At 69.8% G+C, this 26138-nt stretch carries 23 protein-coding genes and 2 pseudogenes; 15 read left to right on the top strand and 10 right to left on the bottom strand.

Annotated elements, in window-relative coordinates; genetic code table 11:
- Nucleotides 1-244 precede the first annotated feature (244 nt).
- The 7 genes from PSR88_RS36455 (at nucleotide 245) to PSR88_RS36485 (ending at nucleotide 7905) form a co-directional block, all read left to right on the top strand.
- The gene (locus PSR88_RS36455) at nucleotides 245-1768 is read left to right on the top strand and encodes an NlpC/P60 family protein (protein WP_009480474.1); all 1524 of its coding nucleotides are present in this window, start codon (nucleotides 245-247) and stop codon (nucleotides 1766-1768) included.
- A 204-nt stretch (nucleotides 1769-1972) separates the two neighbouring features.
- Complete coding sequence (locus tag PSR88_RS36460) at nucleotides 1973-3148, top strand: AAA family ATPase (protein WP_011598891.1); 1176 nt, start codon at nucleotides 1973-1975, stop codon at nucleotides 3146-3148.
- A complete protein-coding gene (locus PSR88_RS36465) occupies nucleotides 3145-4119 on the top strand; it encodes a DUF58 domain-containing protein (RefSeq protein ID WP_011598892.1) in 975 nt (324 codons plus the stop codon). The genes PSR88_RS36460 and PSR88_RS36465 overlap by 4 nt, the downstream gene beginning before the upstream one ends.
- Entirely contained in the window at nucleotides 4116-5096 is a 981-nt protein-coding gene (locus PSR88_RS36470) for a VWA domain-containing protein (protein WP_009480477.1), read from the top strand. The genes PSR88_RS36465 and PSR88_RS36470 overlap by 4 nt, the downstream gene beginning before the upstream one ends.
- Before the next feature lie 63 nt (nucleotides 5097-5159).
- Nucleotides 5160-5909: a 3-oxoacyl-ACP reductase FabG1 gene (gene fabG1, locus PSR88_RS36475; protein WP_005241843.1), complete on the top strand. Its 750-nt coding sequence runs from the start codon at nucleotides 5160-5162 to the stop codon at nucleotides 5907-5909.
- Nucleotides 5910-5956: 47 nt separating this feature from the next.
- Entirely contained in the window at nucleotides 5957-6754 is a 798-nt protein-coding gene (inhA, locus tag PSR88_RS36480) for an NADH-dependent enoyl-ACP reductase InhA (RefSeq protein ID WP_005241845.1), read from the top strand.
- Between the two features lie 41 nt (nucleotides 6755-6795).
- Complete coding sequence (locus PSR88_RS36485) at nucleotides 6796-7905, top strand: ferrochelatase (protein ID WP_016880341.1); 1110 nt, start codon at nucleotides 6796-6798, stop codon at nucleotides 7903-7905.
- On the opposite strand, the gene PSR88_RS36490 is transcribed toward PSR88_RS36485, so the two are convergent.
- The gene (locus tag PSR88_RS36490; RefSeq protein ID WP_029537773.1) at nucleotides 7871-8680 is read right to left on the bottom strand and encodes a hypothetical protein; all 810 of its coding nucleotides are present in this window, start codon (nucleotides 8678-8680) and stop codon (nucleotides 7871-7873) included. The genes PSR88_RS36485 and PSR88_RS36490 overlap by 35 nt on opposite strands.
- 67 nt (nucleotides 8681-8747) lie before the next feature.
- Here PSR88_RS36490 and PSR88_RS36495 point away from each other — a divergent pair, with 67 nt between their 5' ends.
- The 3 genes from PSR88_RS36495 to PSR88_RS36505 are packed head-to-tail and all read left to right on the top strand — an operon-like array spanning nucleotide 8748 to nucleotide 11230.
- Nucleotides 8748-9587 (top strand): DUF3097 domain-containing protein, encoded by an 840-nt coding sequence (locus PSR88_RS36495; protein WP_011598895.1) that lies wholly within the window; start codon nucleotides 8748-8750, stop codon nucleotides 9585-9587.
- Nucleotides 9588-9595: 8 nt separating this feature from the next.
- Nucleotides 9596-10027: an NfeD family protein gene (locus PSR88_RS36500; protein WP_005241863.1), complete on the top strand. Its 432-nt coding sequence runs from the start codon at nucleotides 9596-9598 to the stop codon at nucleotides 10025-10027.
- The gene (locus PSR88_RS36505) at nucleotides 10028-11230 is read left to right on the top strand and encodes an SPFH domain-containing protein (RefSeq protein ID WP_009480482.1); all 1203 of its coding nucleotides are present in this window, start codon (nucleotides 10028-10030) and stop codon (nucleotides 11228-11230) included. It begins immediately after the preceding gene.
- A 102-nt stretch (nucleotides 11231-11332) separates the two neighbouring features.
- Here PSR88_RS36505 and PSR88_RS36510 read toward each other — a convergent pair.
- The 3 genes and pseudogenes from PSR88_RS36510 to PSR88_RS36520 form a co-directional block, all read right to left on the bottom strand.
- Nucleotides 11333-11947 (bottom strand): annotated as a pseudogene (locus tag PSR88_RS36510) (thioesterase II family protein); the annotation flags it as partial.
- Nucleotides 11948-11951: 4 nt separating this feature from the next.
- Nucleotides 11952-12659, bottom strand: a complete 708-nt coding sequence (locus PSR88_RS36515; RefSeq protein ID WP_411755684.1) for an aminotransferase class I/II-fold pyridoxal phosphate-dependent enzyme — start codon at nucleotides 12657-12659, stop codon at nucleotides 11952-11954.
- Nucleotides 12660-12921: 262 nt separating this feature from the next.
- A complete protein-coding gene (locus tag PSR88_RS36520; protein WP_063721805.1) occupies nucleotides 12922-13743 on the bottom strand; it encodes an IS110 family transposase in 822 nt (273 codons plus the stop codon).
- Between the two features lie 684 nt (nucleotides 13744-14427).
- Here PSR88_RS36520 and PSR88_RS36525 point away from each other — a divergent pair.
- Nucleotides 14428-16230, top strand: a complete 1803-nt coding sequence (locus PSR88_RS36525) for a zinc ribbon domain-containing protein (protein WP_016880348.1) — start codon at nucleotides 14428-14430, stop codon at nucleotides 16228-16230.
- 22 nt (nucleotides 16231-16252) lie between these two features.
- Here the strand turns inward: PSR88_RS36525 and PSR88_RS36530 are convergent.
- Nucleotides 16253-16452 (bottom strand): annotated as a pseudogene (locus PSR88_RS36530) (8-amino-7-oxononanoate synthase); the annotation flags it as partial.
- Between the two features lie 162 nt (nucleotides 16453-16614).
- Here PSR88_RS36530 and PSR88_RS36535 point away from each other — a divergent pair.
- Entirely contained in the window at nucleotides 16615-17493 is an 879-nt protein-coding gene (locus PSR88_RS36535; RefSeq protein ID WP_342338885.1) for a hypothetical protein, read from the top strand.
- Nucleotides 17475-18230 carry a hypothetical protein gene (locus tag PSR88_RS36540; protein ID WP_342338886.1) on the top strand — a complete coding sequence of 252 codons (756 nt, stop codon included), beginning with the start codon at nucleotides 17475-17477 and terminating at the stop codon, nucleotides 18228-18230. The genes PSR88_RS36535 and PSR88_RS36540 overlap by 19 nt, the downstream gene beginning before the upstream one ends.
- A gap of 268 nt (nucleotides 18231-18498) precedes the next feature.
- Here PSR88_RS36540 and PSR88_RS36545 read toward each other — a convergent pair whose 3' ends face one another.
- The 5 genes from PSR88_RS36545 to PSR88_RS36565 all read right to left on the bottom strand — a co-directional run bounded on the left by PSR88_RS36545 (nucleotide 18499) and on the right by PSR88_RS36565 (nucleotide 21815).
- The gene (locus tag PSR88_RS36545; RefSeq protein WP_011598904.1) at nucleotides 18499-18750 is read right to left on the bottom strand and encodes an acyl carrier protein; all 252 of its coding nucleotides are present in this window, start codon (nucleotides 18748-18750) and stop codon (nucleotides 18499-18501) included.
- A 318-nt stretch (nucleotides 18751-19068) separates the two neighbouring features.
- Nucleotides 19069-19596, bottom strand: coding sequence for a hypothetical protein (locus tag PSR88_RS36550; protein WP_009480493.1), 528 nt, complete (start codon nucleotides 19594-19596; stop codon nucleotides 19069-19071).
- Nucleotides 19593-20174 (bottom strand): hypothetical protein, encoded by a 582-nt coding sequence (locus PSR88_RS36555; protein WP_011598905.1) that lies wholly within the window; start codon nucleotides 20172-20174, stop codon nucleotides 19593-19595. The genes PSR88_RS36550 and PSR88_RS36555 overlap by 4 nt, the downstream gene beginning before the upstream one ends.
- A 59-nt stretch (nucleotides 20175-20233) precedes the next feature.
- Nucleotides 20234-20944, bottom strand: a complete 711-nt coding sequence (locus PSR88_RS36560; RefSeq protein WP_272942771.1) for a TVP38/TMEM64 family protein — start codon at nucleotides 20942-20944, stop codon at nucleotides 20234-20236.
- 49 nt (nucleotides 20945-20993) lie between these two features.
- Nucleotides 20994-21815, bottom strand: coding sequence for a PaaI family thioesterase (locus PSR88_RS36565; protein ID WP_016880349.1), 822 nt, complete (start codon nucleotides 21813-21815; stop codon nucleotides 20994-20996).
- Nucleotides 21816-21932: 117 nt separating this feature from the next.
- Between PSR88_RS36565 and mutA the strand changes: the two genes are divergently transcribed.
- Together mutA and scpA are read left to right on the top strand one after the other, a co-directional pair.
- Complete coding sequence (gene mutA, locus PSR88_RS36570; RefSeq protein ID WP_011598908.1) at nucleotides 21933-23849, top strand: methylmalonyl-CoA mutase small subunit; 1917 nt, start codon at nucleotides 21933-21935, stop codon at nucleotides 23847-23849.
- The gene (gene scpA / locus PSR88_RS36575) at nucleotides 23846-26137 is read left to right on the top strand and encodes a methylmalonyl-CoA mutase (RefSeq protein ID WP_011598909.1); all 2292 of its coding nucleotides are present in this window, start codon (nucleotides 23846-23848) and stop codon (nucleotides 26135-26137) included. Before mutA ends, scpA begins: the two co-directional genes overlap by 4 nt.
- Nucleotide 26138: the final 1 nt, after the last annotated feature.

Here is a 26138-nt window from a genome sequence, read left to right on the forward strand (position 1 = left end):
CGCTGGTCAAATTACTCATGTGTTATTTGTGACTAAAGTTTCCATAGAGTCCGGAAGTGTCGTACGGTGCATTTGGCGCTCTTGGGGAAGAAGTGTCGCAGGCTGGTGATTGACGTCCAGAGTGACGGCGATCCGGTGTATGCCGGTGTCGTCGAAGCACGGGTAGGTGTGGCTTCCGCAAATTTCTCCCCACGACGAGCACGGCGCGGTGTGCGTGATCGGTGCAGAACCGAGGGAGAGAGTTGTGAAGCGACAAGCACGAGCTGGAGTGGGGCACCGTAGCTTCTCCCGCGGGCACACTCGCACGGCGCGCCTCCTGATCGGATTGGGCATCGTCGGAGCTCTGGTGGGCAGCACGCCCGGCCTGGCCGCCGCGGTACCACCCCCGCCGCCGAATCCGTCCGACAACGACATCGCGCAGGCCCAGACCCAGGTGTCGGCGGGCCTCGGACAGGTCAGTGAACTGATCAACCAGGTGGCCTCCGCGGATCAGCAGCTCGCTCAGCTCGACAACGAGGTCGCCATCAAGCGCGAGGACGTGAACCGGGCGCTGGTCGATCTGCAGAACGCCCGCAGCGCAGCCGATTTGGCGGCCAATGTGGTCGGGGCCTCCCAGCAGGCGCTGCGCGACGCCGGGGCGCAGATCGAACTCGCGCAGAAGGACTTCGACAAGTACGCCCGGTCGAGCTACACGCAGGGCACCAACGTCTCCTCGATCTCGACCTACCTGGGCGCCCAGGGGCCCGGCGACGTCCTGGATCGCGCGCAGGTTCTGAAACTCCTGGCCACCAGCCAGAATGCGGTGCTCGAGGGTCTGCAGCGGGCACGGACCGCGCAGGCCAACAAGGACTCCGCGGCACGCGAGGCCAAGCAGCAGGCGGACGTGGCCGCCGACCAGGCCGCGGCGAAGAAGTCGCTCGCGGAGCAGGCGATCGCGATCGCCCGGTCGGCGCTGCAGGATCAGGCTGCCAAGAAGGCACAGATCGAGAGCAACCGCGCCGCCGCCCAGGCCCAGCTCGAGGCCGCCCGCGGGAACGTCGCGGGGCTGCAGGGGCAGCGTGAGGCATACGCGACGTGGGAGGAGCAGAAACGCGCCGAGGACGCGCAGAAGGCGGCCATCGCCGCCGCGGCCCGGGAAGCCGCGACACAGGCCGCCGCGCGCGTCGCCGCCAACGAGGCGGCTCGACAGCGCGCCGCGGAACTCGCCGCCGGGCAGCGCGCGCACACCACGATCGAGGAGGACTCGGAGGACGAGGACTCCGACTACTCCGCCGACGGCGGGACGACCACACCGAAGTCCACCCCCAAGTCGAAACCGTCGACCAGCGGTGAGGACCTGACCGGCAGCGAGGCCATCGAGACCGTCATCGACCGGGGCCTGTCCCAGATCGGTGTGGAGTACGCGTGGGGCGGCGGCGACGAGAACGGACCCACCCTCGGCATCCGCGACGGCGGTGTCGCCGACAGTTACGGCGACTTCAACAAGGTCGGTTTCGACTGTTCCGGTCTGATGATCTACGCGTTCGCCGGGATCGGCATTTCCCTGCCTCACTACACCGGGTATCAATACACCGCGGGCGAGCAGGTTCCCTCGGAGGAGATGCAGCGCGGCGACATGATCTTCTGGGGCCCGAACGCCAGCCAGCATGTCGCCCTGTATCTCGGAAACGACGAAATGCTGGAGGCCCCGCAGTCCGGATCGACCGTCCAGATCTCCCCGGTGCGATGGGACGGCATGACCCCTTACGCTGTCCGTATGGTGTCGTGATCCATGATGTCGATGAAGTAGTCCGCAGTGCGGATCGTGCTTGGTTGCGGCGGGGGTTGCTTGCACCTGGAATAGTTGAGCAAGTACGTGAACGGGCGGAACGATCTAGGTGAAAGCGGTGGATTCTTGGTGACCTCACGTGATGATGCGGTATCGGAGGGTGCAGCCCGGAAGGAGTCGCCCGCGAAGGCCGCTCCCGAAGGTGTGAAGAACGGGGGTGCGGCCAACGGATCGGGTCCCCAGAACGTCACCGCGCCGAATGCACCCTCACAGAACGCGGGCACGCAGAGCGCGACGACGAAGACGGTCGCGCCCAATCTCGCCGCCGATGTCCAGACGCTGGAACGCGCAATCTACGAGGTCAAGCGCGTGATCGTCGGGCAGGACCGGCTCGTGGAGCGGATCCTGGTCGGTCTGCTCGCGAAAGGGCACGTGCTGCTCGAGGGTGTGCCGGGTGTCGCGAAGACCCTGGCCGTCGAGACGTTCGCGAAGGTGGTCGGCGGATCCTTCTCGCGTGTCCAGTTCACCCCCGACCTGGTGCCCACCGACCTGATCGGTACGCGCATCTACCGGCAGGGGCGCGAGGAGTTCGACACCGAACTCGGTCCCGTCGTCGCGAACTTTGTGCTCGCCGACGAGATCAACCGCGCGCCGGCGAAGGTGCAGTCGGCGCTGCTCGAGGTGATGGCCGAGCGGCACGTGTCGATCGGCGGCAAGCGGTACCACATGCCCGACCCGTTCCTGGTGATGGCGACGCAGAACCCGATCGAGAACGAGGGGGTGTACCCGCTGCCGGAGGCGCAGCGCGACCGCTTCCTGTTCAAGATCCTCGTCGACTACCCGACGGTGGAGGAGGAGCGCGAGATCGTCTACCGGATGGGTGTCGATGCGCCCGAACCCCACCAGGTCCTCGATCCCGAGGAACTCGTCCGCCTGCAGAAGGTCGCGAGCGGCGTCTTCGTGCACCACGCGCTGGTCGACTACGTGGTGCGGGTCATCGCGGCCACGCGCACGCCGGCCGAGTTCGGTCTCCCCGAGGTCGACGGCTGGATCGCGTACGGCGCGTCGCCGCGCGCGACGCTGGGCATCATCTCCTCGGCCCGCGCGTTGGCGTTGCTGCGTGGGCGTGACTACGTGGTGCCGCAGGACGTGCTCGAGGTGATCCCGGACGTGCTTCGTCACCGTCTCGTGCTGTCCTACGACGCTCTCGCCGACGAGGTCAGCCCGGACGACGTCATCTCCCGTGTGCTGCAGACCGTGGGTCTGCCGCAGATCGCCGCACAGCCGACGACGGTCCCGGCCGGCCCCGCCGGTCACCACGGACCGCCTGTCCCGTCCACGTCGGTGCCCGGACCGACGGCGATGAGCCAGCCACGGTGAGTGCGCGTACCGCCGGTGCGCAGAGTTCCGGCCCGCCGCCGTCGTTTCGCTCCGGCGAACTCCGTGATCCCAAACTGTCCGCCGCGCTGCGGACGCTGGAACTGACCGTCCGCCGCCGCCTCGACGGGGTGCTGCACGGCGACCATCTGGGCCTGATCCCGGGCCCGGGTTCCGAACCCGGTGATGCCCGCGAGTACCAGCCGGGCGACGACGTCCGTCAGATGGACTGGTCGGTGACCGCCCGGACGACGCACCCGCACGTCCGGCAGTCGGTGGCCGACCGGGAACTCGAGACGTGGCTCGTCGTCGACCTGTCGTCGAGCCTCGACTTCGGGACCGCCGGCTGCGAGAAGCGGGACCTCGTGGTGGCGGCTGCCGCCGCCGTCACGCATCTGACCAGCGGCGGCGGGAACCGGATCGGGGCGATCGTCTCCACCGGCGCCCAGACCACCAGGATCCCGGCCCGGGGCGGCCGCATTCATGCGCAGGCGATGCTGCGTCAGATCGCGACCACCCCGCACGCCCCGGACGGGGTGCGGGGTGACCTGCAGGGTGCGGTGGAGTCGTTGCGCCGACCCCAGCGTCGCCGCGGTCTGGCCGTCGTCATCAGTGACTTCCTGGGGCCGATCGACTGGGAGCGGTCGCTGCGGGCGATCTCGGGCCGCCACGACGTACTCGGTGTCGAGGTGCTCGACCCGCGAGATCTGGAATTACCCGACATAGGGGATGTAGTGCTGCACGATCCGGAGTCCGGACGGACCCGCGAGTTCACGACCACACCTCAACTGCGCGCCGACTTCGCGCGGGCAGCGGACGAGCACCGCCTGCAGGTGGAGCAGTCGTTGCGGCGCTGCGGCGCCCCGCTGCTCAGTCTGCGGACCGACCGGGACTGGATCTCGGACGTCGTGCGGTTCGTGTCCGCCCGGAAGCACAGCTACGGGACCGCGACGAACCAGAGGTCCCGCCGGTGAGCCTTTCCCAGTTCACCTCACCGTGGTGGCTGCTGTTCCTCCTGGTCGTCGTGGCATTGGTCGCGGGATACGTGTGGGTGCAGCGTCAGCGGCAGAAGCACACCCTCCGGTTCACCAACTTCGCGCTCCTCGAGAAGGTGGCGCCGTCGCGGCCGGGCCGGGCCCGGCACATTCCGGCGCTGCTGATGGTGCTGGCGCTGGTGTTCTTCAGTGTGGCGCTGGCCGGACCGACGGAGGACAAGCGGGTTCCGCGGAACCGGGCCACCGTGATCCTCGTCATCGACGTGTCGTTGTCGATGAAGGCGACCGACGTGGAACCGACCCGGCTGGCCGCCGCGCAGGACGCCGCGAAGTCGTTCGCCGACGGGCTCACCCCCGGCATCAATCTCGGTCTCGTCGCCTTCGCCGGCACGGCCTCGGTGCTGGTGTCGCCGACCACCAACCGGGAGGCGTCGAAGGTCGCGATCGACAATCTGCAGTTGAGCGAGCGGACCGCCACCGGTGAGGCGATCTTCACGTCGCTGCAGTCGATCGACACCCTGGCCGCGGTGCTCGGCGGCAGTGATCAGGCGCCGCCCGCCCGCATCGTGCTGCTCTCGGACGGCAAGCAGACGGTCCCCGAGAACCCGGACGATCCGCGCGGAGGGTTCACCGCGGCCCGGCAGGCGAAGGACAAGGACGTCCCCATCTCGACGATCTCGTTCGGCACCAGCTACGGCAAGGTCGAGATCGAGGACGAACGCATCCCCGTGCCCGTCGACGATCCGTCGCTGCGGGAGATCGCGAATCTCTCCGGGGGCAGCTTCTTCACGGCGTCGAGCCTGGAGGAACTGCGTGACGTCTACGACACCCTCGAGGAGCAGATCGGTTTCGAGACCACCCGCGGCGACGCCAGCCGCCCCTGGCTCGTGCTGGGTGTCCTGTCCGCCACGGCGGGGCTGATCCTCGCGCTGGTCCTGCGTCAACGGCTGCCGTGATCTGCGTTCCACCGCGGCCCCGCGCTTCCACTCCTGCACATCTGAACAGATAGGTTGATCCCCATGTCTACCCCACAAACTACTGACGCGTCAGTTAGGACGGTGTCCACTCCTCGGTCGGTGCTCGTCACCGGCGGCAACCGCGGGATCGGCCTCGCTGTCGCGCAGCGCCTCGCGGCGGACGGCCACAAGGTCGCGGTCACGCACCGCGGCTCGGGTGCGCCGGACGGCCTGTTCGGCGTCCAGTGCGACGTCACCGACACCGAGTCGGTCGACCGCGCCTTCAAGGAGGTGGAAGCGCACCAGGGTCCCGTCGAGGTTCTCGTCGCGAACGCCGGCATCACCGACGACACGCTGATCATGCGGATGACCGAGGAGCAGTTCACCTCCGTCGTCGACGCCAACCTGACCGGCGCGTTCCGTGTCGCGAAGCGGGCCACACGGTCGATGCTGCGGGCGCGGTTCGGCCGGTTCGTGTTCCTCGGGTCCGTCGTCGGTCTGGCCGGTGGTCCCGGCCAGGTGAACTACGCGGCGTCGAAGGCCGGCGTGGTCGGCATCGCACGGTCGCTGACCCGTGAGCTCGGTTCCCGGTCGATCACCGCAAACGTGGTGGCCCCGGGATTCATCGACACCGACATGACTGCGGTCCTGGACGACAAGTACAAGGACATGATCACCGGCGCGGTTCCGTTGCAGCGGCAGGGCAAGCCCGAGGAGGTCGCCGCGGTGGTGAGCTTCCTGGCCTCCGACGATTCCGCCTACGTCTCCGGCGCGGTGATCCCCGTCGACGGCGGCCTCGGCATGGGCCACTAGCTCTCCCCACTCCACTTCCCGGACTTTTTCTCACAGGAGGACACCTCATGGGCGGATTGCTCGAAGGTAAGACCATTCTCGTCACCGGCATCATCACGGACGCGTCCATCGCGTTCCACGTCGCCAAGGTCGCCCAGGAACAGGGCGCCAAGGTGATCATCACCGGATTCGACCGTCTCCGGCTGATCGATCGCATCGCGCAGCGCCTGCCGCAGCCGGTGCCGCCCGCGCTCGAACTGGACGTGCAGAACCCGGAGCACCTCGCGAGCCTCGCCGACCGCATCCGGGAGATCGCGCCCGAGGGTGTCGACGGCGTCGTGCACTCCATCGCGTTCGCGCCGCGGTCCTGCCTGGGCAGCCCGTTCTTCGACGCACCGTGGTCGGATGTGGGAGTGGCGTTCGAGGTCTCCGCCTACTCGTACGCGTCGCTGTCGAAGGCGCTGCTGCCGGTGCTGAACGACAACGCGTCGATCGTCGGCATGGACTTCGATCCCGCGCGCGCGGTGCCGTTCTACAACTGGATGGGCGTCGCCAAGGCCACGCTCGAGTCGGTGAACCGGTATGTCGCCAAGGAGGTCGGCGAACGCGGTATCCGCTCCAACCTCGTCGCGGCCGGCCCGATCAAGACCCTCGCCGCCAAGGCCATCGCCGGTACCGCCACCGACGACGCCAAGCAGATGAACGAACTCAACACGGCGTGGGACGAGCGTGCGCCCATCGGCTGGAACGTCGATGACCCGGAGCCGGTCGCGAAGACCGTGTGCACCGTGCTGTCCGACTGGCTGCCCGGCACCACCGCGTCGATCATCTACGTCGACGGTGGCGCCCACGCGATGGCCGGCTAGGGCACGACCCGGGGAGTGCGCCCCGAACGGCACCACGGAAGATGGGGATCATGATCGCTGCGAATTCGACGGACGGTTCCGGTTCCCGGTTCGATGCCCTTCTCGTGTTGTCGTTCGGGGGTCCGGAGCAGCCCGCCGACGTGCGCCCGTTCCTGGAGAACGTCACCCGGGGCCGGGGGGTGCCGCCCGAACGTCTGGACGCGGTCGCCGAGCACTACCTGCACTTCGGGGGTGTGTCGCCGATCAACGCCCTCAATCGCGACATCATCTCCCGCGTCGAATCCGAATTGGCAAGCGCCGGAATGGATTTGCCCGTCTATTTCGGTAACCGGAACTGGCATCCGATGGTCGAGGACACCGTCGCCCGGATGGGCGCGGACGGGGTGCGATCCGCGCTCGTGTTCCCGACGTCGGCGTCGGGCGGGTACTCGGGCTGCAGGCAGTACCACGAGGACGTCGCCCGGGCACGGGCCGCGGCCGGAGACGGGGCACCGCACCTGCGGAAGCTGCGGCAGTACTACGACCACCCGCTGTTGATCGGTGCGTTCGCCGACGCCGTCCGCGAGGCCGCGGCGCAGCTGCCCGCCGACCGGCGGGCCGACGCACGGCTGGTGTTCACCGCGCATTCCGTGCCGGTGTCCGCGGACCTCAACGCGGGACCGCCCGCGGAGGGCGGTCATCTCTACAGCCGGCAGGTGGCCGAGGCGGCCCGGCTCACCGCCCGCGCCGCCGGCTTCGACGACTTCGACCTGGTGTGGCAGTCCCGGTCCGGGCCACCCCAGGTGCCGTGGCTCGAGCCGGACATCTGCGACCACCTCGACGCCCTCGCCGCCCGCGCGGTGGGCGCGGTGATCGTGTGCCCGGTGGGATTCGTGTCCGATCACCTCGAGGTGGTGTGGGATCTCGACACCGAGGCCCGGGACAGGGCGGCCGACCTCGGCATCGACTTCGTCCGTGCCGCCACCCCCGGAACGGATCGGCGTTTCGCGGAACTCGTCGTCGCACTCGTGACCGAGCAACTGTCCGGCACGCCCGCCGAGCGGCTCGGGTCCGAGCCGCTGCTCGGTTCGACCCTCGACGGTCAGTCCTGCGCGGTCGACTGCTGCAAGGCCGTCGTCAGGCCGTCAGGCCGCCCCGCGCACACGCATTGACGGCGGCGGTGCGCGCCGAGCGCACCGCCGACCGCAGCGGCCGCAGCAGGTCCTCGAGCGTGGCCGCACCCGACGCGGACACGGTGCGTGCGGGGGCCATCTGCTCGGCGACCGTGAGGATCGCGGCCACCTGATCGGCCGAGTCCAGGATCCGCAGCGCCCGCGGGGCGATCGTCGTCGGATACCGGTGCCGCGCGGACTGCGCCAGCGCATCGGCGATCAGCGCGCGCGGATCGGCGCCGAAACCGGAATCGAGCATGTGCAGCGCCTCGAGCGCGGCCGCGGCGTCGCGCACCGCCTGCCGCATCGAGAACTCGGCCTCACCCAGCCCGGTGTGGTGGGCGTCGAGGGGAAGCCGCTCGATCGTCGACACCGTCCAGCGCAGCACGTCGGGACCCTCGACGTGCGGGACCAACCCCGTTCCGGACCGGCCGGGCGGTCCGACGAGCACACCCTCGCCTGCGCTGATCGCGGCGGACGCGAACTCGGTGCCCGCGGGAAGCCCGCGGACGTCTCCCGGGCCGGGCAGCACCAGCCGGATCTCGGTCTCGGGTTGCGACACCGAGCGGCGCATCGCCTGCAGCAGCGCCGTCACCCCGGCGTCCCGCGGGTGGGGCCACGGCAGCCCGGTGCGGCCGGCCGTCTCCTCGTCCTCGGCGCAGGCGAGATGCATCGGCGCCCACGCGTGGAGGGCGTCGATGACGTCGTCGGGTGCACTGTTCCCGGCGAGCCAGGAACTGGCCCACACGGTGAGAGTGGCGCTGGGTGAAGTCACGATAAACGAGCATATGTCGGCGTGGCGGCGTGTGCGTAATGGCGCCGCTGGCATAGCGTCAGCGCCCGTGAGCGGAGGCGACAGATACGGCGACATCTTTTCCGGGCACCCACGCGCGCGCAAGCCCGTGACGCCGACGGTCCCGGCCGAGCGGGACCTGGTGGTCGAGGATGCGGGCACCGGTTTCTGCGGGGCGGTGGTGGGGTTCGAGCGCACCTACGACGGCGATTTCGTCCGCCTCGAGGACGGGGCGCGCCGCACCCGGTTGTTCGCGATGCGGGAGGCGGCGTTCCTGATCGACGGGAAACCGGTCACCCTGGTCCGCCCGGCGGCCAAGCCCGCCGGACCGGCCACCACCCGATCGGCGTCGGGATCGACCAAGGTGGCGGGGCTGCGGGCCCGGACGGCGCTGGCGAGCCGGATCTGGGTGGAGGGCGTGCACGACGCCGCCCTCGTGGAACGGGTGTGGGGGCACGACCTGCGCGTCGAGGGTGTCGTCGTCGAGCACCTCGAGGGTCTCGACAATCTCGGGGAGCGGCTCGCCGAATTCCGGCCCGGCCCCGGACGGCGCGTCGGTGTCCTCGTCGATCACCTCGTCACCGGATCGAAGGAGACGCAGCTGACGCAGGGACTCGGGCCGAACGTGCTCGTGACCGGGCACCCGTTCATCGACGTGTGGGAGGCGGTCCGCCCGTCGGCGGTGGGCATCGAGGCGTGGCCGAAGATCCCGCGCGGTGAGGACTGGAAGACCGGGGTGTGCCGCGAATTGGGGTGGGGGACACCGCGCGACGGCTGGCGCCGGGTCTATTCGGCCGTCAACACGTTCCGGGACCTGGAGGCGCCGCTGATCGGGGCGGTCGAACAGTTGGTCGACTTCGTCACCGTCGGTTCCGGAGATTCTGGTTAGATGGTGTTGTGGCTGCATTGATTTGGCTGGTAGCGGGGGTGCTGCTCGCCGCCGCGGAAGCGTTGACGGGGGATTTCTTCCTCCTCATGCTGGCGGGCGGTGCGCTGGCCACGGCCGGGGTCACCGCGATCACCGACTTCCCGGTCTGGGTCGACGCGGTGATCTTCGGGGTGCTGTCCCTCGCCCTGATCCTCGGGGTGCGGCCGGTGTTGTTGCGTAAGTTCGAGACCCCGCCGCCGACCCCGACCGGGATCGAGGCGCTGACCGGCAAGCAGGCCCTGGTGCTCGAGGAGGTCGCCGAACACGCGGGGCAGATCAAGCTCGGCGGCGACGTCTGGACGGCCCGCCCGCTCGACAGCACGGAAGTGTATCCACCGGGAACGACCGTGACGGTAATGCAAATTGACGGCGCGACCGCCGTCGTGTGGAGGGGACCGTAGATGGCAGCGCTCATCGTGTTGATCGTGCTCGTGTTGTTCGTCGCCCTGGTGGTGGCCAAATCGGTGGCGCTGGTGCCGCAGGCCGAGGCCGCGGTGATCGAGCGACTCGGCCGGTACGCGCGGACCGTGTCGGGCCAGTTGACGTTCCTGATCCCCTTCGCGGACCGCATCCGGGCCAAGGTGGATCTGCGGGAACGGGTGGTGTCGTTCCCGCCGCAGCCGGTGATCACCCAGGACAACCTGACACTGAACATCGACACCGTCGTGTACTTCCAGGTCACCAACCCGCAGGCCGCGGTGTACGAGATCAGCAACTACATCGTCGGCGTCGAGCAGTTGACCACCACCACGCTTCGCAACGTCGTCGGGGGCATGACGCTGGAGGAGACGCTCACCTCGCGTGACTCCATCAACGGGCAGTTGCGCGGCGTGCTGGACGAGGCCACCGGCCGGTGGGGCCTGCGCGTCGCCCGGGTCGAACTCAAGAGCATCGATCCGCCGCCGTCCATCCAGGAGTCGATGGAGAAGCAGATGAAGGCGGACCGCGAGAAGCGGGCCACCATCCTCACCGCCGAGGGTCACCGGGAGTCGGCGATCAAGACGGCGGAGGGCGACAAGCAGTCCCGCATCCTCGCCGCGGAGGGCGCGAAGCAGGCGTCGATCCTCACGGCCGAGGGTGAGCGGCAGTCCCGCATCCTGCGGGCGCAGGGTGACCGGGCCGCGAAGTACCTGCAGGCGCAGGGGCAGGCGAAGGCGATCGAAAAGGTGTTCGCCGCAATCAAATCCGGCAAGCCCACCCCCGAGCTCCTCGCCTACCAGTATCTGCAGACGCTGCCGCAGATGGCGCAGGGCGACGCGAACAAGGTGTGGCTGGTGCCCAGCGACTTCGGTGACGCCCTCAAGGGTTTCGCGAAGACCCTCGGCGCGCAGGGGCAGGACGGGGTGTTCCGGTACGAGCCGTCCACCACGGAGGAGGATCTGCCCAAGCCCGAGGACGATTCGGAGGAGGTCGCCGACTGGTTCGAGACCAAGTCCGACCCGGCCATCGCGCAGGCCGTCCGCGCCGCCGAGGTCGAGGCACGTCGTCCAGTCGACGGGCCGGGACCGCTCGCGAAGTCCGGTGGCGCCGACGAGCATCCGCCGCTGGATCCGGGTGGCGCGCCCGGGCAGCTGCCGCCGCCCGTCACGCCGCCGGGTCACTGACCGACTCCGACGCGGCGTAGCGGCCAGCAACGGCCGGAGTACTCCGAAGAGCTGTTCGGGTGTGTGCTCGAGGTAGAAGTGATCGCCCGTCATGATGCGCACCTCGCGCAGCTCGGTGGTGTGCCGATCCCAGGCGTGCAGATCCCGCTCGCCGACCAGCGGATCGGCGTTCGCTTCGAGCACGTGCATCGGACAGGGAAGCGGCGGGTCTGCGGGATCGCGGTGCCCGGTGCAGAGGCGGAGATCGTCCCGCAGTGCGGGGAGGCAGCGGTCCCGCCACGCCGGCCGGGCCGGGAGGTCGGCGGGCAGCCCGCCCGTGGCGCGCAGCAACTCGATCAGGGCCGGGTCGTCCAGGTCGTCGACCGGCGGCAGCGGCGAGGGCAGGTGCGGCGCCGAGTACGCGGACAGTAGCAGCGCCCGCGGGAGCGGGTGCCCGGCCGCGCGCCGGCGGCACGCGAGCCGGTACGCGATGAGCGCCCCCATGCTGTGCCCGAAGAAGACGTGCGGCTGCGTGAGTGGTTCGGCGAGCTCGGACTCGAGTGCGGTGACGAGGGACTCGACGCCGGTGAACCCGGCTTCGCCGGCACGGCTCTCCCGGCCTGGCACGGCAACAGGCCATACCGACACGTGCGGGCTCAGGGCGCGGTGCCAGTGCCGGTACGTCGAGGGTCCGCCGCCGGCGTGGGGGAAGCAGAACAGCCGGAGGGTGCCGGGCACGGCGCTACGCGGCCGCGACGAGCGTGGCGAGTTCGTCGGCGAGAGCTGCCACCGTGGACCGGATCTGGTCCTCGGTGTGGCACGAGGTGACGAAGAAGCGCAGCCGCGCGAGGTCTTCCGGCACGGCCGGGTAGAGGATGGGGTTCACGTTGATGCCGCGCCGGAGCAGGGCGTTGGACAGGGCGAGGGTGCGGAGTGAATCCCCGACGATGCACGGGATGACCGGGGTGTCCTCCGAGTCCCCGGTGTCGATTCCGGCGTCCGTGGCGAGCTGCAGGAAGAGCCGGGAGTTGCGGCGCAACCGGTCCAGGGCCTCCGGTTCGGCGCGCATCTGCCGGATCGCGGCCAGGGACGCCGCGGCATTCATCGGCGTGATCCCGACTCTGTAGACGAAGCCGGGCGTCGTGTACTTCAGGAAGCGGATGAGCTCGGCGCTGCCCGCCACGTAGCCGCCGCAGCCGGCCAGGGCCTTCGACATCGTGCCGGACCACAGCTCCACGTCGTCGCGGTCGACGTCGAAGTGCTCGCCGATGCCCCCGCCGGTGGCGCCGAGCACCCCGATACTGTGCGCCTCGTCGATCATCATCAGCGCCCGATGCTTCTTCTTCACCGCGATCATCGCGGGCAGGTCGGGGATGTCGGTGGTTGGGCTGTGCAAGGCGGCATGGGAGGGCCGGTGGCCTTCTCGGCGCACAGATCCGGGTGACCGAATCTGTGACCGTGCGGAGCTCGATTCTTATCTGGGCAGGCCCGGATGGGAGTGTGTGGGAGCGACGCCGGAGCGGGGGGCGTCGCTGGTCAATCCAAAAAGATGTTGCGGGACAGCACTTCTGGTGAGGTGTATCGAGGTATGCACGGATCGCGGTTCGAGTCCGCGGGGCAGCAGGCGGGGTTGAGCCGGATGCTCGACGGCGCGCCCGAGGGCCGGTTCGCCGGTGGCGTGGTTCGGGCGGTGCTTGAGTTCCTGACGGAGGTCAGGCCACCTGGCGGCTCGTAGGCTTGGTCTTGGCGGGCTGGGCTGTTGGAGCGCATCGCGACTCCTGGGACTCCTGGCCCGCCACGTGCTTGCGGCGCTCACGCATCCGCTGGTATCGGACGTTGTCGCGCCGCCGCGGGTCGATCTTGTAGCGCGCCGTGACGATCGCCCGGCCCTCGGCCTCGGTGATCGGCGTGCCGTCGACGTCCCGCAAGGCGTACGGCTGGCCGGCACGCATACAGGCGGCGATCCGGGTGACCAGATGGGTGGCCAGATGACAGATCGCGGACTCGTGGTGCCGGTCGCCGACCATCAACCGCTGGTACTTCGCCGCGAACTGGGTATCGACCCTGCGGGCCTGGTCGGCAGCGGTGCACAGCATCTCACGCAACAGCGGATCCCCGGCCTTGGTGATCGAGGACTCGACCTTGCTCACCCCGGACTGGCTGACCTTGGGAACCAGAGCGATGACCGCGCTGATCACCGCCCCCACGCCGGGAGCAGAGGCAACGATGCCGGCCGGGTCGGCGTCGGCGTAGAGGTTCGCGACTCGCTCGTCGATCTGCTTGATCTGACGGGTCAGGAACAGTGCCTGTTCGGCTTCGTGGGCGATGTCCTCAGCGAGCTCGGCGAAGTCTAGCAAGGGCAGCCGGGCGAGCAATTCGGAGTCGATCCGGTCGTTCTTGGTGTGCTTGGAGTAGTACTTACGCAGGTCGGCCGACTGGGTGGTCGGGACCATCACCACGCGTGCACCGTGGCGACGGAACCACTCCGCCAACACGATCCACGCGTTCCGGGTCGGCTCGACCACCACGGTCAGCTCTGCCGGATCGGGCAGGTCCAAGTCCGCCCACAACCGTTCCAGAACTTCCGGCCACGCCATACCGTGGCACCATCACGGGCGAGCGTTGCCTGATGCTCCGCCCGGACAGCCACGTCGATCCCCAACGTCAATGCCATCGTCATTACTCCTGTCGGTCCACATCCCTGTTCACCAGGTGACTGACCATCGCGGCCACGGCCCAGACATTCTCTAAGCAGGAGTCCACGCCTACCGGCCGGCTCCAAGATCCCGAACAAGGACACCGTTCGACGAGACACCGAGCCCGCAGACGACCACTCAGAAAGCCAGGGATCACCAGGTGTCCCGGTCGGACGTTCGGCCCGCCTGCGGACTCCCTCCGAGGCTAAATGTCGGAGGTCGGCGTTACAGTCGAGGTCCTGCGAGACAAGGGGTGCCACATGTGCTGGTGGGAGGGTTGATGGATGACGTCAGGGCGGTGCCGGCATCGTTGTCCGGTCGGTTCTCTGCGCTGCGGTCGACACGGAATCACCACCGGCTGTGGGGCGGCGCCGCCGCGCCGACGGATCCACTCGCCGATCCACGCACCACTCCTGCACAAACCTGCCGCGTCGTGGGAGTCGCCGGGACGGTGAGCATGGCGGGCGATCGCGAGTCGTCTCGGACTGCGACGGTGCTCGCCGCTCATGAATTGGGCCCGGCATGACCGGGCCGGGATCGACCGTGCCGCGGCAGTTCGCGTTCACCACCCGCGCCCATGTGGCGGTCGACGCCGTGACCGGTGAGCCGATCGGCCTCGACGACGTCGACATCCGGGTGGGGTGGCTGCTGGACCTGATCGCGGCGGCGGGTGCCGAGTTGGTATCGCGGCTGTGGAAGCCGGCAACGTTCGATGTGCTCGCCGCCGGTCGGGACCGCCAGGACCGCAGACTGCCCGCACAGGGTCATGTCGCCGCGGCCCGCCTCGGCTGGAACCCGACCTACCCGGACGGGGTCTATGTGCCGTCACGGGTCACGCGGGTGGTTACCGCTCAGGTGATGGCCACCCTGCGGACACTGACGCACCGGGACACCGCGATCACGGCGCTCTCTCACCGATTCGACCCGGCCACCGGAGCTGTGGCGTGGCCGACCGAGCCGGGCGACCATGTGTCGGCGGGCTTCCTCCGCGGCGTGCGACGTCAGCTCGCCGCCCGCGCCCGCGGCGGTGGGGCACCGGCCGGCCGGTTGCGGATTAGCGACGTCCAGGGACTGCCGCAGACGAGCGCGATGGCCTGGCTGTCGGCCGCCGATCGACAGCTCGCACAGATCGCCGTCACAGACCGTGACCTGGTGTTGACGGTAAAGCTGCCCACCAGCCCGGCCCCGTCGGGGCGGGCGCAGTGGCGGCGGGTGCGGCTGACCGCCGCCATCCCCGCGCACCTGCACGGCAGAGCTGTCATCGACTGGCATCTGCCGACCCTGGTCCTCGACCGCCGGGGCCTGCTGTGGCGGTGCGCGGCGACCGAACCCGTCCCTGCCGACGACCTGGACTCGGCCACCGTCGCGGTCGGGGTCGACTGGTCCCCGTCCACTCTCGGTGCCGCCGCCCTGACCGCCGACAACCCGGACGGGCTGGTGTCGGACTACCGGGGCTTCACCTACGACGACCGCGGCCTCGGGATCAAACTGGCCCGCCTACAGGCCGAGGGGCAGCTGCTGCACGCCAAGGCGGCCCGGTTGACGCAACTGGCCGCCACCGCCCCGCCCGAGGTCCGCGCCCAGCTGGAGGAGAAGATCGCCGTCCTCGACGCCCACCGCAAAGCGGTGGGTATCAAGCGGGGGAAAATCAACCGGGAACTCGCGTTCCACTTCGCCCGCCAGGTCACCGACTACGCCGCCACCGCCCAGGCGCAGCTGATCGCGGTCGAGGATCTCACCACCCTCGAGACCCGCGGGCACGGCCGGGTCAACAACAACCGGGCCGCGCAGTCCGCCCGCCGACAAGCCGTCGCCGCCCTCGCCCACACCGCCGCCGGTGCCGGCATCACGGTGGTCTCGGTGCCCGCCCGGGGATCGTCCGCACAGTGTCCGGGCTGCGACGAACCACTTGCACGCCCCGGCGGCTACCACACCGCGTGGTGCCCTCGCTGCCGGGTCGGCGGCAACCGCGACCACGTCGCCGGGGTGAACCTGGCCAAACGCGCACTGCTCGGAAAAGGCAAGGTCACCCGTCGGCGTGGGCAGTTACCCGCGGTCCGGGTGGCCAAGCACGCGCCGGTGCGGCCATCGCGAGACAAACACGGTCCCACCCCGAGTCGGCCACGGCATCGCCGGGTCCGCCGCAGCCTGCCCACCGCACCACGGCGGTTGGGGGTGAATCCGAAACAGTATGTTCCTGCATCACAAGCGTCGGTGTGGGACACGGTCGAACCCGCACCGCCGCACGGTGATGCGGGTAGCCGTGACACACGTCCATCTCTAACGCCCGCCACACCAGTGGCAAAGGACATGAGATCTACGTAGACGCTGTCGTGGATGACCAGGCAGTGACGTTGGTGGCGTGTCCGCTCACGAGGGCGATCCGTCCTCGGTGCCGAGCAGGCCGGCCAATTCGGCTTTGAGTTCGCGGTGTACCGGATTCTCCCCGGACAGCAGCCGACTGGCCGAGCGGGAACTGCCGTCGCGGGCGACCGCGTCCTGCACCGCCGACACGACGGCGGGGTGCCCGGACATGCCGAGGTAGTTCTACCGGGGCTGCGCCCCAGCCCGACGAGGCATGTGGGGGCGGGCTGCAGTCAGGGGCCCCGGCCAGTCGGGTGATGACCCTGGTCGACGTTGTCGATCGGGTGTATGAACCGTCGTAGCGGTTGGTTGGCCTACCGGCCGCCCGATCGTCCGGAGCTCATCATGACCATACCGCGCAGCGTCGCCGATGTGCTGACCACGCACACGCTCTTCGAGGTCGAATGCATCGACCGGATGTACCTCAACGTCTACGTTCCCGGGCTGCAATACGCCCCGGGTCTCGTCGCCTACGTGCACCGACAACTCGGGTTGCCGGTCGCCTCGACCGCCCCGTTGGCGAGGATCACCGACCGCTTCTCGGCGGCGGTGCACCGTTTCGCCGACACCCGACACATCCCGTGGGTCGACTTCGTCAAGGGTCAGCGCAAGGACGACGTCATGCACGAGCACCTGCAGCACTTCACCGCGGCCGAGGGAGTGGTGTTCATCGGACGGGCGCAGGAGAAGACCCCGTTATTCCGCACCGAGAAACGCCGCGACGCGGACGGCAACAGCTACCCGTGGATCGTCAAAACCACCGGCATGGTCAACCATTACTACTTCTACTGCGTCGACGCGGACTTCGGACCTTTCTTCCTCAAGTTCTGCTCGTACTTCCCCTACAACGCCAAACTCTGTATCAACGGCCACCATTGGGCCCAACGTCAGGCGGCGAGGGCCGGGCTCGGGTTCACCGCGCTCGACAACGCCTTCGCCGCCGTCGACGACCCCGACGCGCTGCAGGCGATCTGCGATCGGCTGACCGGTCCCCGGATCGATGCCCTGCTCCGCAAGTGGCTGGCGATTCTGCCGGATCCGTTCACCGACGCCGATCGGGACGTCGGCTACCGCTACGACCTGTCGATCCTCCAGGCCGAGTTCTCCCTGACCCAGATGCTCGACGCCCCGGTCTCGGGGCGGGTGTTCTTCGAGCAGGTCATCCGCGACAACTCGATCTCGGTCGCCCCGATCAGGTCACGCTGGTGTTCGACCGGCGGTTGATGCGCCGGGGGCCGCGTGCCACCCCGGGACGATTCCGCACCCGGGTGATCACCGAAGGCGTCATCCCCAGCCTGCACGTCGACTACAAGCACACCACCATCAAGCAGTACCACAAACAGGGACGCGCCCTGCGTACCGAGACCACCATCAACGACACCCGCGATTTCCACCTCGGGAAACGACTGACACATCTGCCCGCCCTGCGGGAGATCGGCTTTCACGCCAACCGACGCCTGCTGCGCGCCGGGCGACTCAGCCACGACCCGATCACCGGCGCCGACGCCCTCGCCGCCATCACCGGCCCCCTCACCACCGCCACCGGCACCCGCGTCCCGGGCTTGCGGTTCGCCGACCAGCGCAGCCACGCCCTGCTCTCCGCGCTGCTGGTCTTCCGGCTGCACCCGAACGGCTTCACCAACAAGGACTTGCGCACCCTCACCGGCGAGCTGCGCGGACTCGACCCGGACACGGTGTCTACTGGGCAGATGACCTACGACCTGCGCCGGCTGAAAACCCGCAACCTCATCGTCCGGATCGAGGGCACCCACCGGTATCAGGTCACCAACCACGGACTCGACACCGCGAAGTTCCTCACCTGTGTCCACGATCGGGTCCTGCGCACCGGCCTGGCCGAACTCGCCACGCCGACAACCACTCCCGGTCGCCTGCGATCGGCTGCTACCACGTATCGCAACGCTGTCGATACCCTCACCGGCACAGCGCAACTCGCAGCCTGAAACACCAAGCCGTCGAACGTGACCCGAACACCACAAACTTGACCCCAAAATCCGGCTACGCCATCTTTAGCTACCTAGCTGGAGAAGTTGACGACCTCCGCGCCCCAGATCATCGACGTGTCTCGCGTGGCGCCGTCGTTGACGAGGAAGTACGGGTTGCTGACCCGAGCCCCTCGGCCGTGTTCAGCCGTGCGGCGAGCGCCTGAACCTCCGGGAACCCCGCGATGCGGAACTCGGGTGCGACCGCGGTGCGTAGGGCCTCCGGTTCCTACGAAACCGACGGTTCCGGCCGTGGGGACACGGGTGCGTGGTGCGAGGTCACGTGCGCGATGACATCGCCGAGGGTGCGGCTAGGGGAGAACCACTGCGGTTCGACGACGAGACCGGGGAATGCGCGGCTCACCCCGCCGAACAGGTCGGTGATCATGATCGAGTTGAATCCGAGGTCGCCGACGAGCGTATGTATCGCCTTCAGCGCCGCTGCCGGGAATCCGCTGACCCGGGCGACTTCCGCGCGCACCCTCGTCGCGACGTCGCCGACCGGTGTAGCGGGGACCCGGCCCGGCGTCCGGCGTCGCCGCCGGCACGGGGAGGGCTACTCCGGGAACGCCGTTGGCGGCAGCAGCGAGGACGGCGGCCTGTTCCCGGAAGAGCGCGATCGGTTGTTCCCTGGTGGTGTCTCCGGGTCGGGCGTCGGGCGTCGCGTGGGCGGGTGCGGGGTCGGCGCGGCCGCGGGTGCCTCGTCGGGTGTCCAGAAGCGAGCGGTGGTCGCGAACTCGTATCCGCTGAGCCGTCGGCGGACTCGGGCACCCGGCTCGTGGATGTCGCCCGGGGGCGACTACGTGATGAGGGCGCGTCCCGTTCCGCACACCGCGATCGCCCAGAGCACGCTGGTGAACGTGCCGATGATGAACTGTTCCGACGCGTGCGGTTCGCGCAGTTCTGGGTAGCGGGCCAGTCCCTTGACCGCCAGGACGACGGCGATGCCCTCCGGCCAGGCCGCGAGGATCGCCACCGCGACGGCGGCACGCTCGAGGAGTCCGATGATCCGTCCGCCGCGCAGCGGCCCGGCGTCCGGCCGCGGGTCGGAACCGGCGTCGGGCTGGCGGCGCGCGATCCGGAACGCGGCCAGCACGAGGGGCGCCCCGCCGGTGGCGGCGGCCGCGACACACAGGACGAGGGTCGCGGCGAGCGCGAAGCCCGTGACCGGGGTGGTGGCGGACGCGGCGAGCGCGGCGACGGCCAGGGCGAGCGCGACCACGATCGGCGCCGCCCACTGCGACATCCAGCGGGGGCTGCGCGGCGCCGCGAGCACCAGCGGGGCGACGGCGGCGACGCCGAGGGCGATGAGTGCGAGGGTCGTCACGTGTCCGCCTTGCGTAGGAGTCGTTCGGCCAGTCGTCGTCCGGCGCTCTCGACGTGCCAGCCGGCGGTGGAGAGTCGTTGGGAGACCGCCTGCTTGCTGATGCCCAGCGCGCGGGCCGCCTCGGTCTGGGTGGAGCCGTGCCGCATTTGTTCGACGGCCTCGCGGCCCTCCTCGGTGCGGCGCGCGACGAGGATCGCGACGAGGGTGAGGGCGGTGTCGGCGTCGGCGGCGCCGTCGGGGTCGGAGCCTTCGACGGCCACCCGGCCGGGGGCGTTCTTGGCGCGGTCGACGGCGACCCGTGCGGACTCGAACGCGGGGCCGCGCCCGGCCCGGGTCTCGGCGGGGAGGGGTTCCTCGACGGGGCCGGCGCCGATGCCGATGCTCCAGTGTTCGCGTCCGACGAGGTCGAGGGCGAGGTCGACGACGGTGGCCGGGTCCGCGACCACGGCCTGGACCTCGTCGCCGGCGGTCCGCTGGAACGGGCGGACGAGGTCGCGGTGCGCGAATTCGGTGAGGAGTTGGGCGACGCGGTCGACGTCGCGGCGGCTTCCGCGCTGGTCGACCGTCAACACGAACATGGGTCAAGGTTAGAAACTGGATACCACGATGTCAAGACTCAAAGCTTGACTTACTTGGTTCAAGGCTGCGCTATTGACTCGTCCTCGGCGGGGCGGTCCACGGCCACGTCCGGCATCGCGTCGCCGGAACCGTCCAGCGGCCGCCGGGAGTCCACCACCAGCCCGGCGATTCCGGCGACGATGCACACCGCGGACAGCACGAGAAGTCCCGGCTTCGTCTCCCCGGTGAGGGCGTCGCCGAGAACGACGATGCCGACGGTTCCCGGCAGCACACCGACCACCGTGGCCAGCACGTACGGGACCAACCGGATCGAGGACACCCCGGCGCAGTAGTTCACCACGGAGAACGGGACGAACGCGATCAGGCGCAGCGAACCGACGGCGAGCCAGCCGCGCCGGGCGATCCGCTCGTCCACCCGGCGGATCGTCGGGTTGGAGATGCGCTGCCACACCACGTCCCGGCCGACGGCGCGCACCAGGTAGAGGGCGAGTACGGCACTGACCGTCGACGCCAGCACCGCGATCGCGATGCCCAGCCACGCACCGAACAGCAGACCGGCACTCAGCGTGAACACCGTGCGGGGGAACGGGAACACCGTCATCACCGCGTGCACGGCGACGAAGACGAGCGGAAAGGCCGGCCCGACGGATCGCGCCCATTCCCGCACCTGCAGCACGGACGGGTGCGGGGCCAGCAGCGCCACGACGACCAGCGCGACTGCCAGTACTGCGACGCCGATCACCCTGCGGTCCCCGAGGCGTCTCTTCACAGGGCACCAGGCTACCCGGGTGACCGGTGCGGGGCGCCGCGAGCGGCGGTCAGGACGGGCGGCGGCGCCCCGTCACGGTCGCCTCGACGCAGACCTGCCCGCCGGACGTCCCGGCCACCCGGGCCACCGCCACCGAGCGGCCCGCCCTGACCACGTCCGCGGTGAACGTCGTGTCGCGGTCGAGGGGAACCGGGCGGAAGTAGTTGATCCGCGCGGAGGCCGTGTCCATGTCCGCGCCGCCCCGGCTCAGGGCCGCGCGCGCCGCGAGGTCCACCGCGCATGCCTGGACGCCGCCGTGCATGAACCCGAGCTTGTTCGCGACCAGCGGGTTGGCCGGCACCACGACCCGGGCGCCGGGTCCGTCCTCGATCCGCCCGCCGATCCAGTCGAGCGGCGCGGCCCCCGGTTCCGGGAAGTCGGGCAGGGCCGACCCGGCCGCCGCCGGCGCCGGCAGGTCCACGAAGTTGCCCCACAGGGTGCCGGTGGCGATGAGGGTGCCCGCCGAGTCGTGGACGCGGGCGGTCGACGTGCCGCCGTCGGCGGTGAGTGCGAGGAGCCGGCTCTCCGCCCGCAGCGTCGGGCCCTGCCACCGCCGGGGTGTGAGGAAGTCCACCGACAATTCGGCCGTGACCAGGCCGTCGCGTGCTCCGCGCCGGTCCCACACGGTGAATCCGAGGAGATCGTCGAGCAGCACGGCGAGGACGCCGCCGTAGGGGGTGCGGGCGGTATTCGAGGCGAGCGCACCGATGTCCATGCTCATACGATTGAGTGGTTCGCCGCGGTCGTCGACGTCCCGGGTCGGCGCGCCGAGGCCGAACAACCGCTGCGTGGCGGTGCGATCGGTGACCACCGGTTCGTGCGCAATGCTCATGACCTGAGGTTATTCATCGTGTGGTGATCCTCACGATAGGGGGCGCCGAACTGCGGCTAGCATCACAGTCACACAATGTATTGATCGATCGCTCATCAGGGAGAGGAAGCCGACACCGTGTCATTAGCTTCAGAAGCCGAGGAAGCTGCGCGGGCGTACGCCGACTGGCAGCACTCCGTGGCCGGAGTCCTCGCGAAGTCGCGTCGGATCGACGCCGCGGAACTCGGTCCGGAACCCCAGAAGCTCCTCGAGACCGTCACCTACGACGGTGTCACCGTCGCGCCGCTGTACAGCCCGCGCGACGAGCGTCCGGAGCAGCCCCTGCCCGGCACCTTCCCCTACGTGCGCGGCGCGGACGCCACCCGGGACGTGAACGCGGGCTGGCTGGTCAGCGCCCGCTTCGGCGAGGGCGCGGAGGCGGCGGACGTCAACCGCGCCGTCCTCGACTCCCTGGAGAACGGTGTCAGCGCGCTGTGGCTCGCCGTCGGCGGCGCCGACCTTCCGGTCCGGTCGCTGGAGACGGCGCTCGACGGGGTCCTCCTCGACCTGGCACCGCTCACCCTCGACGCCGGAACGGACGCACCGCTCGCGGCGCGGGCACTGTTCGCGCTGCTCGACGCGCGTGCCGCCGCGGGTGACGGGGTCACCGACCGCACCGCGGTCCGCGTCGGCCTCGGGACCGCCCCGCTCACGAGCGCGTTCTCCGGTACCGCCGACGTGGCACTCGGCGACGCGGTGGCCCTCGCGGCCGAGGCCGCGTCGCGCGCGGAGAGTGTGCGGGCAATCACCGTGGACGGCACCGCATTTCACAACGCCGGCGCGTCCGACGCCGAGGAACTCGGCGCGGCGATCGCGGCGGGCCTCGAATACCTGCGGGCGCTCACCGAGAGCGGCCTGACCATCGGGCAGGCGCTCGGGCAGCTCGGCTTCCGGTTCTCGGCCACCGACGACCAGTTCCAGACCATCGCCAAGTTCCGGGCGGCGCGGCTGGTGTGGGCGCGGATCGCCCAGGTGTGCGGCGCGTCCGACTTCGGCGGCGCCCCCCAGCACGCGGTCACCTCGGCCGCGATGATGGCGCAACGCGATCCGTGGGTGAACATGCTCCGCACGACGCTCGCCGCGTTCGGAGCCGGTGTCGGCGGCGCGGACGCCGTCACGGTGCTGCCGTTCGACGCCGCACTGCCCGCCGGGGCGCTGGGAGTGTCGAAGACCTTCGCCGCCCGCATCGCCCGCAACACCCAGCTGCTGCTGCTCGAGGAGTCGCATCTCGGCCGGGTGCTCGATCCGGCCTCCGGATCGTGGTACGTCGAGGACCTCACCCAGCAGGTGGCGGCCAAGGCGTGGGAGTTCTTCCAGCAGATCGAGGCGGCCGGCGGCTACCTCGCCGCGCTCGACGCCGGCCTGATCTCCGAACGCATCGCCGCTACCCGCGCCCAACGTGATTCGGACATCGCGCACCGCAAGACCACCGTCACCGGCGTCAACGAGTTCCCGAACCTCGCGGAGGCACCGCTGCCCGCGGGCGCCGCCGAGACCGGCAGCGTCGCCCGGTACGCCGCCGCGTTCGAGGCGCTGCGGGACCGCTCCGACGCCTACCTGGCGGCGCACGGTGCGCGACCCGCCGTGTTCCTGGCCCCGCTCGGCCCCGTCGCCGAGCACAACGTGCGGACCACGTTCGCCGCGAACCTGCTGGCGTCGGGCGGCATCGAGGCCCGCAACCCCGGCCCGCTCGCAGTCGGAGACGGCAGCATCGCCGCCGCCGCGAAGGACTCCGGCGCCGGTATCGCGGTGATCTGCGGTACCGACAAGCGGTACGCCGCCGAGGCCACCGCCGCGGTGGAGGAACTGCGCGCGGCCGGTGTCGGCACCGTGCTGCTCGCCGGCCCGGAGAAGGTCGTCGCCGACGCCGACGGCTCCGCCCGGCCCGACGGATTCGTCACCGCCCGTATCGACGCAGTCTCGGTCCTGTCCGGCCTGCTCGACACCATCGAGAGCTCGAGCGACTCCTCGGGCGACACAGGGAGCAAGAAGTGACTACTCGCGAGGTCAAGCACGCGATCGGCAGCTTCGCCGACGTGCCACTGGAGGATCCGCAGTTTCCGCAGCCGTCCGCCCCGACGCCGGAGCAGACGGAGGAGCTGATCGCGGCCGCCGCGGCCGCGAACCACTACAGCCCGGAACAGGTGGTGTGGTCCACCCCCGAGGGCATCGACGTCAAACCGGTGTTCACCAAGGCCGACCGCGACGCCGCCGAGGCCGAGGGCTACCCGGTGGGCAGTTTCCCGGGCGCCGCACCGTTCGTGCGCGGCCCGTACCCCACCATGTACGTGAACCAGCCGTGGACGATCCGGCAGTACGCGGGCTTCTCCACCGCCGCCGAATCCAACGCCTTCTACCGCCGCAACCTCGCGGCCGGACAGAAGGGTCTGTCGGTGGCGTTCGACCTGGCGACGCACCGCGGCTACGACTCCGACCATCCGCGGGTGCAGGGCGACGTGGGCATGGCCGGGGTGGCGATCGACTCGATCCTGGACATGCGTCAGCTGTTCGACCACATCCCGCTCGACCGCGTCAGTGTGTCGATGACCATGAACGGTGCGGTGCTGCCGATCCTCGCGCTGTACGTCGTGGCCGCCGAGGAGCAGGGTGTCGCCCCGGAGCAGCTGGCCGGAACCATTCAGAACGACATTCTGAAGGAGTTCATGGTCCGCAACACCTACATCTATCCGCCGAAGCCGTCGATGCGGATCATCTCCGACATCTTCGCGTACACCAGCGCGAAGATGCCGAAGTTCAACTCGATCTCCATCTCCGGGTACCACATCCAGGAGGCCGGGGCCACCGCCGACCTGGAGCTGGCGTACACCCTCGCGGACGGTGTGGAGTACATCCGCGCCGGCCTCGACGCCGGCATGGAGATCGACAAGTTCGCGCCCCGGTTGTCGTTCTTCTGGGCGATCGGCATGAACTTTTTCATGGAGGTCGCGAAGCTGCGGGCGGGTCGCCTGCTGTGGAGTGAACTGGTCGCGAAGTTCGAGCCGAAGTCCGCGAAATCGTTGTCGCTGCGCACCCACTCGCAGACGTCGGGTTGGTCGTTGACCGCGCAGGACGTATACAACAACGTGGCCCGCACGTGCGTCGAGGCGATGGCGGCGACGCAGGGGCATACCCAGTCGCTGCATACCAACGCGCTCGACGAGGCGCTGGCCCTGCCGACGGACTTCTCCGCCCGCATCGCCCGCAACACCCAGCTGCTGCTGCAGCAGGAGTCGGGGACCGTCCGTCCCATCGACCCCTGGGGCGGATCGCATTACGTCGAGTGGCTCACCCACCAGCTGGCCAACCGGGCGCGCGCGCACATCGCCGAGGTCGAAGAGGCCGGCGGCATGGCGCAGGCGATCAGCGAGGGCATCCCGAAGCTGCGCATCGAGGAGGCCGCGGCCCGCACGCAGGCCCGCATCGACTCCGGCAGGCAGCCGCTGGTCGGCGTCAACAAATACGTGCCGGACGAGGCCGACGAGATCGAGGTCCTCAAGGTCGAGAACTCGCGGGTCCGCAAGGAGCAGCTCGAGAAGCTGGACCGGCTGCGCGCCGACCGCGATTCGGACGCCGTCGAGGCGGCGCTCGCCGAGCTGAGCCGCGCCGCGGCCACCACCGAGGCCGGGGCGAGCGAAGCGACGGGTCATGTCTCGATGGAGAACAACCTGCTGGCCCTGGCGATCGACGCGGCCCGCGCGAAGGCCACCGTCGGGGAGATCTCCGAGGCGCTCGAGAAGGTGTACGGGCGCCACCAGGCCGAGATCCGGACCATCAGCGGGGTGTACCGGGACGAGGCCGGAAAGGTCGAGAATATCAGCAAGGCAACGGAACTCGTCGAGAAGTTCGCGGAGGAGGAGGGCCGGCGTCCCCGTGTCCTCATCGCCAAGATGGGGCAGGACGGCCACGACCGCGGCCAGAAGGTGATCGCCACGGCCTTCGCGGACATCGGATTCGACGTGGACGTGGGACCGCTGTTCCAGACCCCGGAAGAGGTCGCCAACCAGGCGGCCGACAACGACGTCCACGTGGTCGGTGTGTCGTCGTTGGCCGCAGGTCACCTCACGCTGGTGCCTGCGCTCCGGGAAGCCCTCGCGGCGGTGGGACGTCCCGACATCATGATCGTCGTCGGCGGCGTCATCCCGCCCGGCGACTTCGCCGAACTGTACGAGGCGGGTGCCGCCGCGATCTTCCCGCCCGGGACGGTCATCGCGGACGCCGCCAGCGGTCTGCTCGAGAAGCTGGCCGCGCAGCTCGGCCACGACCTGACGGGCACCCCGGAATAGC

This window comes from Rhodococcus sp. DK176 (assembly GCF_038447315.2).
GTDB classification, from domain to species: domain Bacteria; phylum Actinomycetota; class Actinomycetes; order Mycobacteriales; family Mycobacteriaceae; genus Rhodococcus_F; species Rhodococcus_F jostii_A.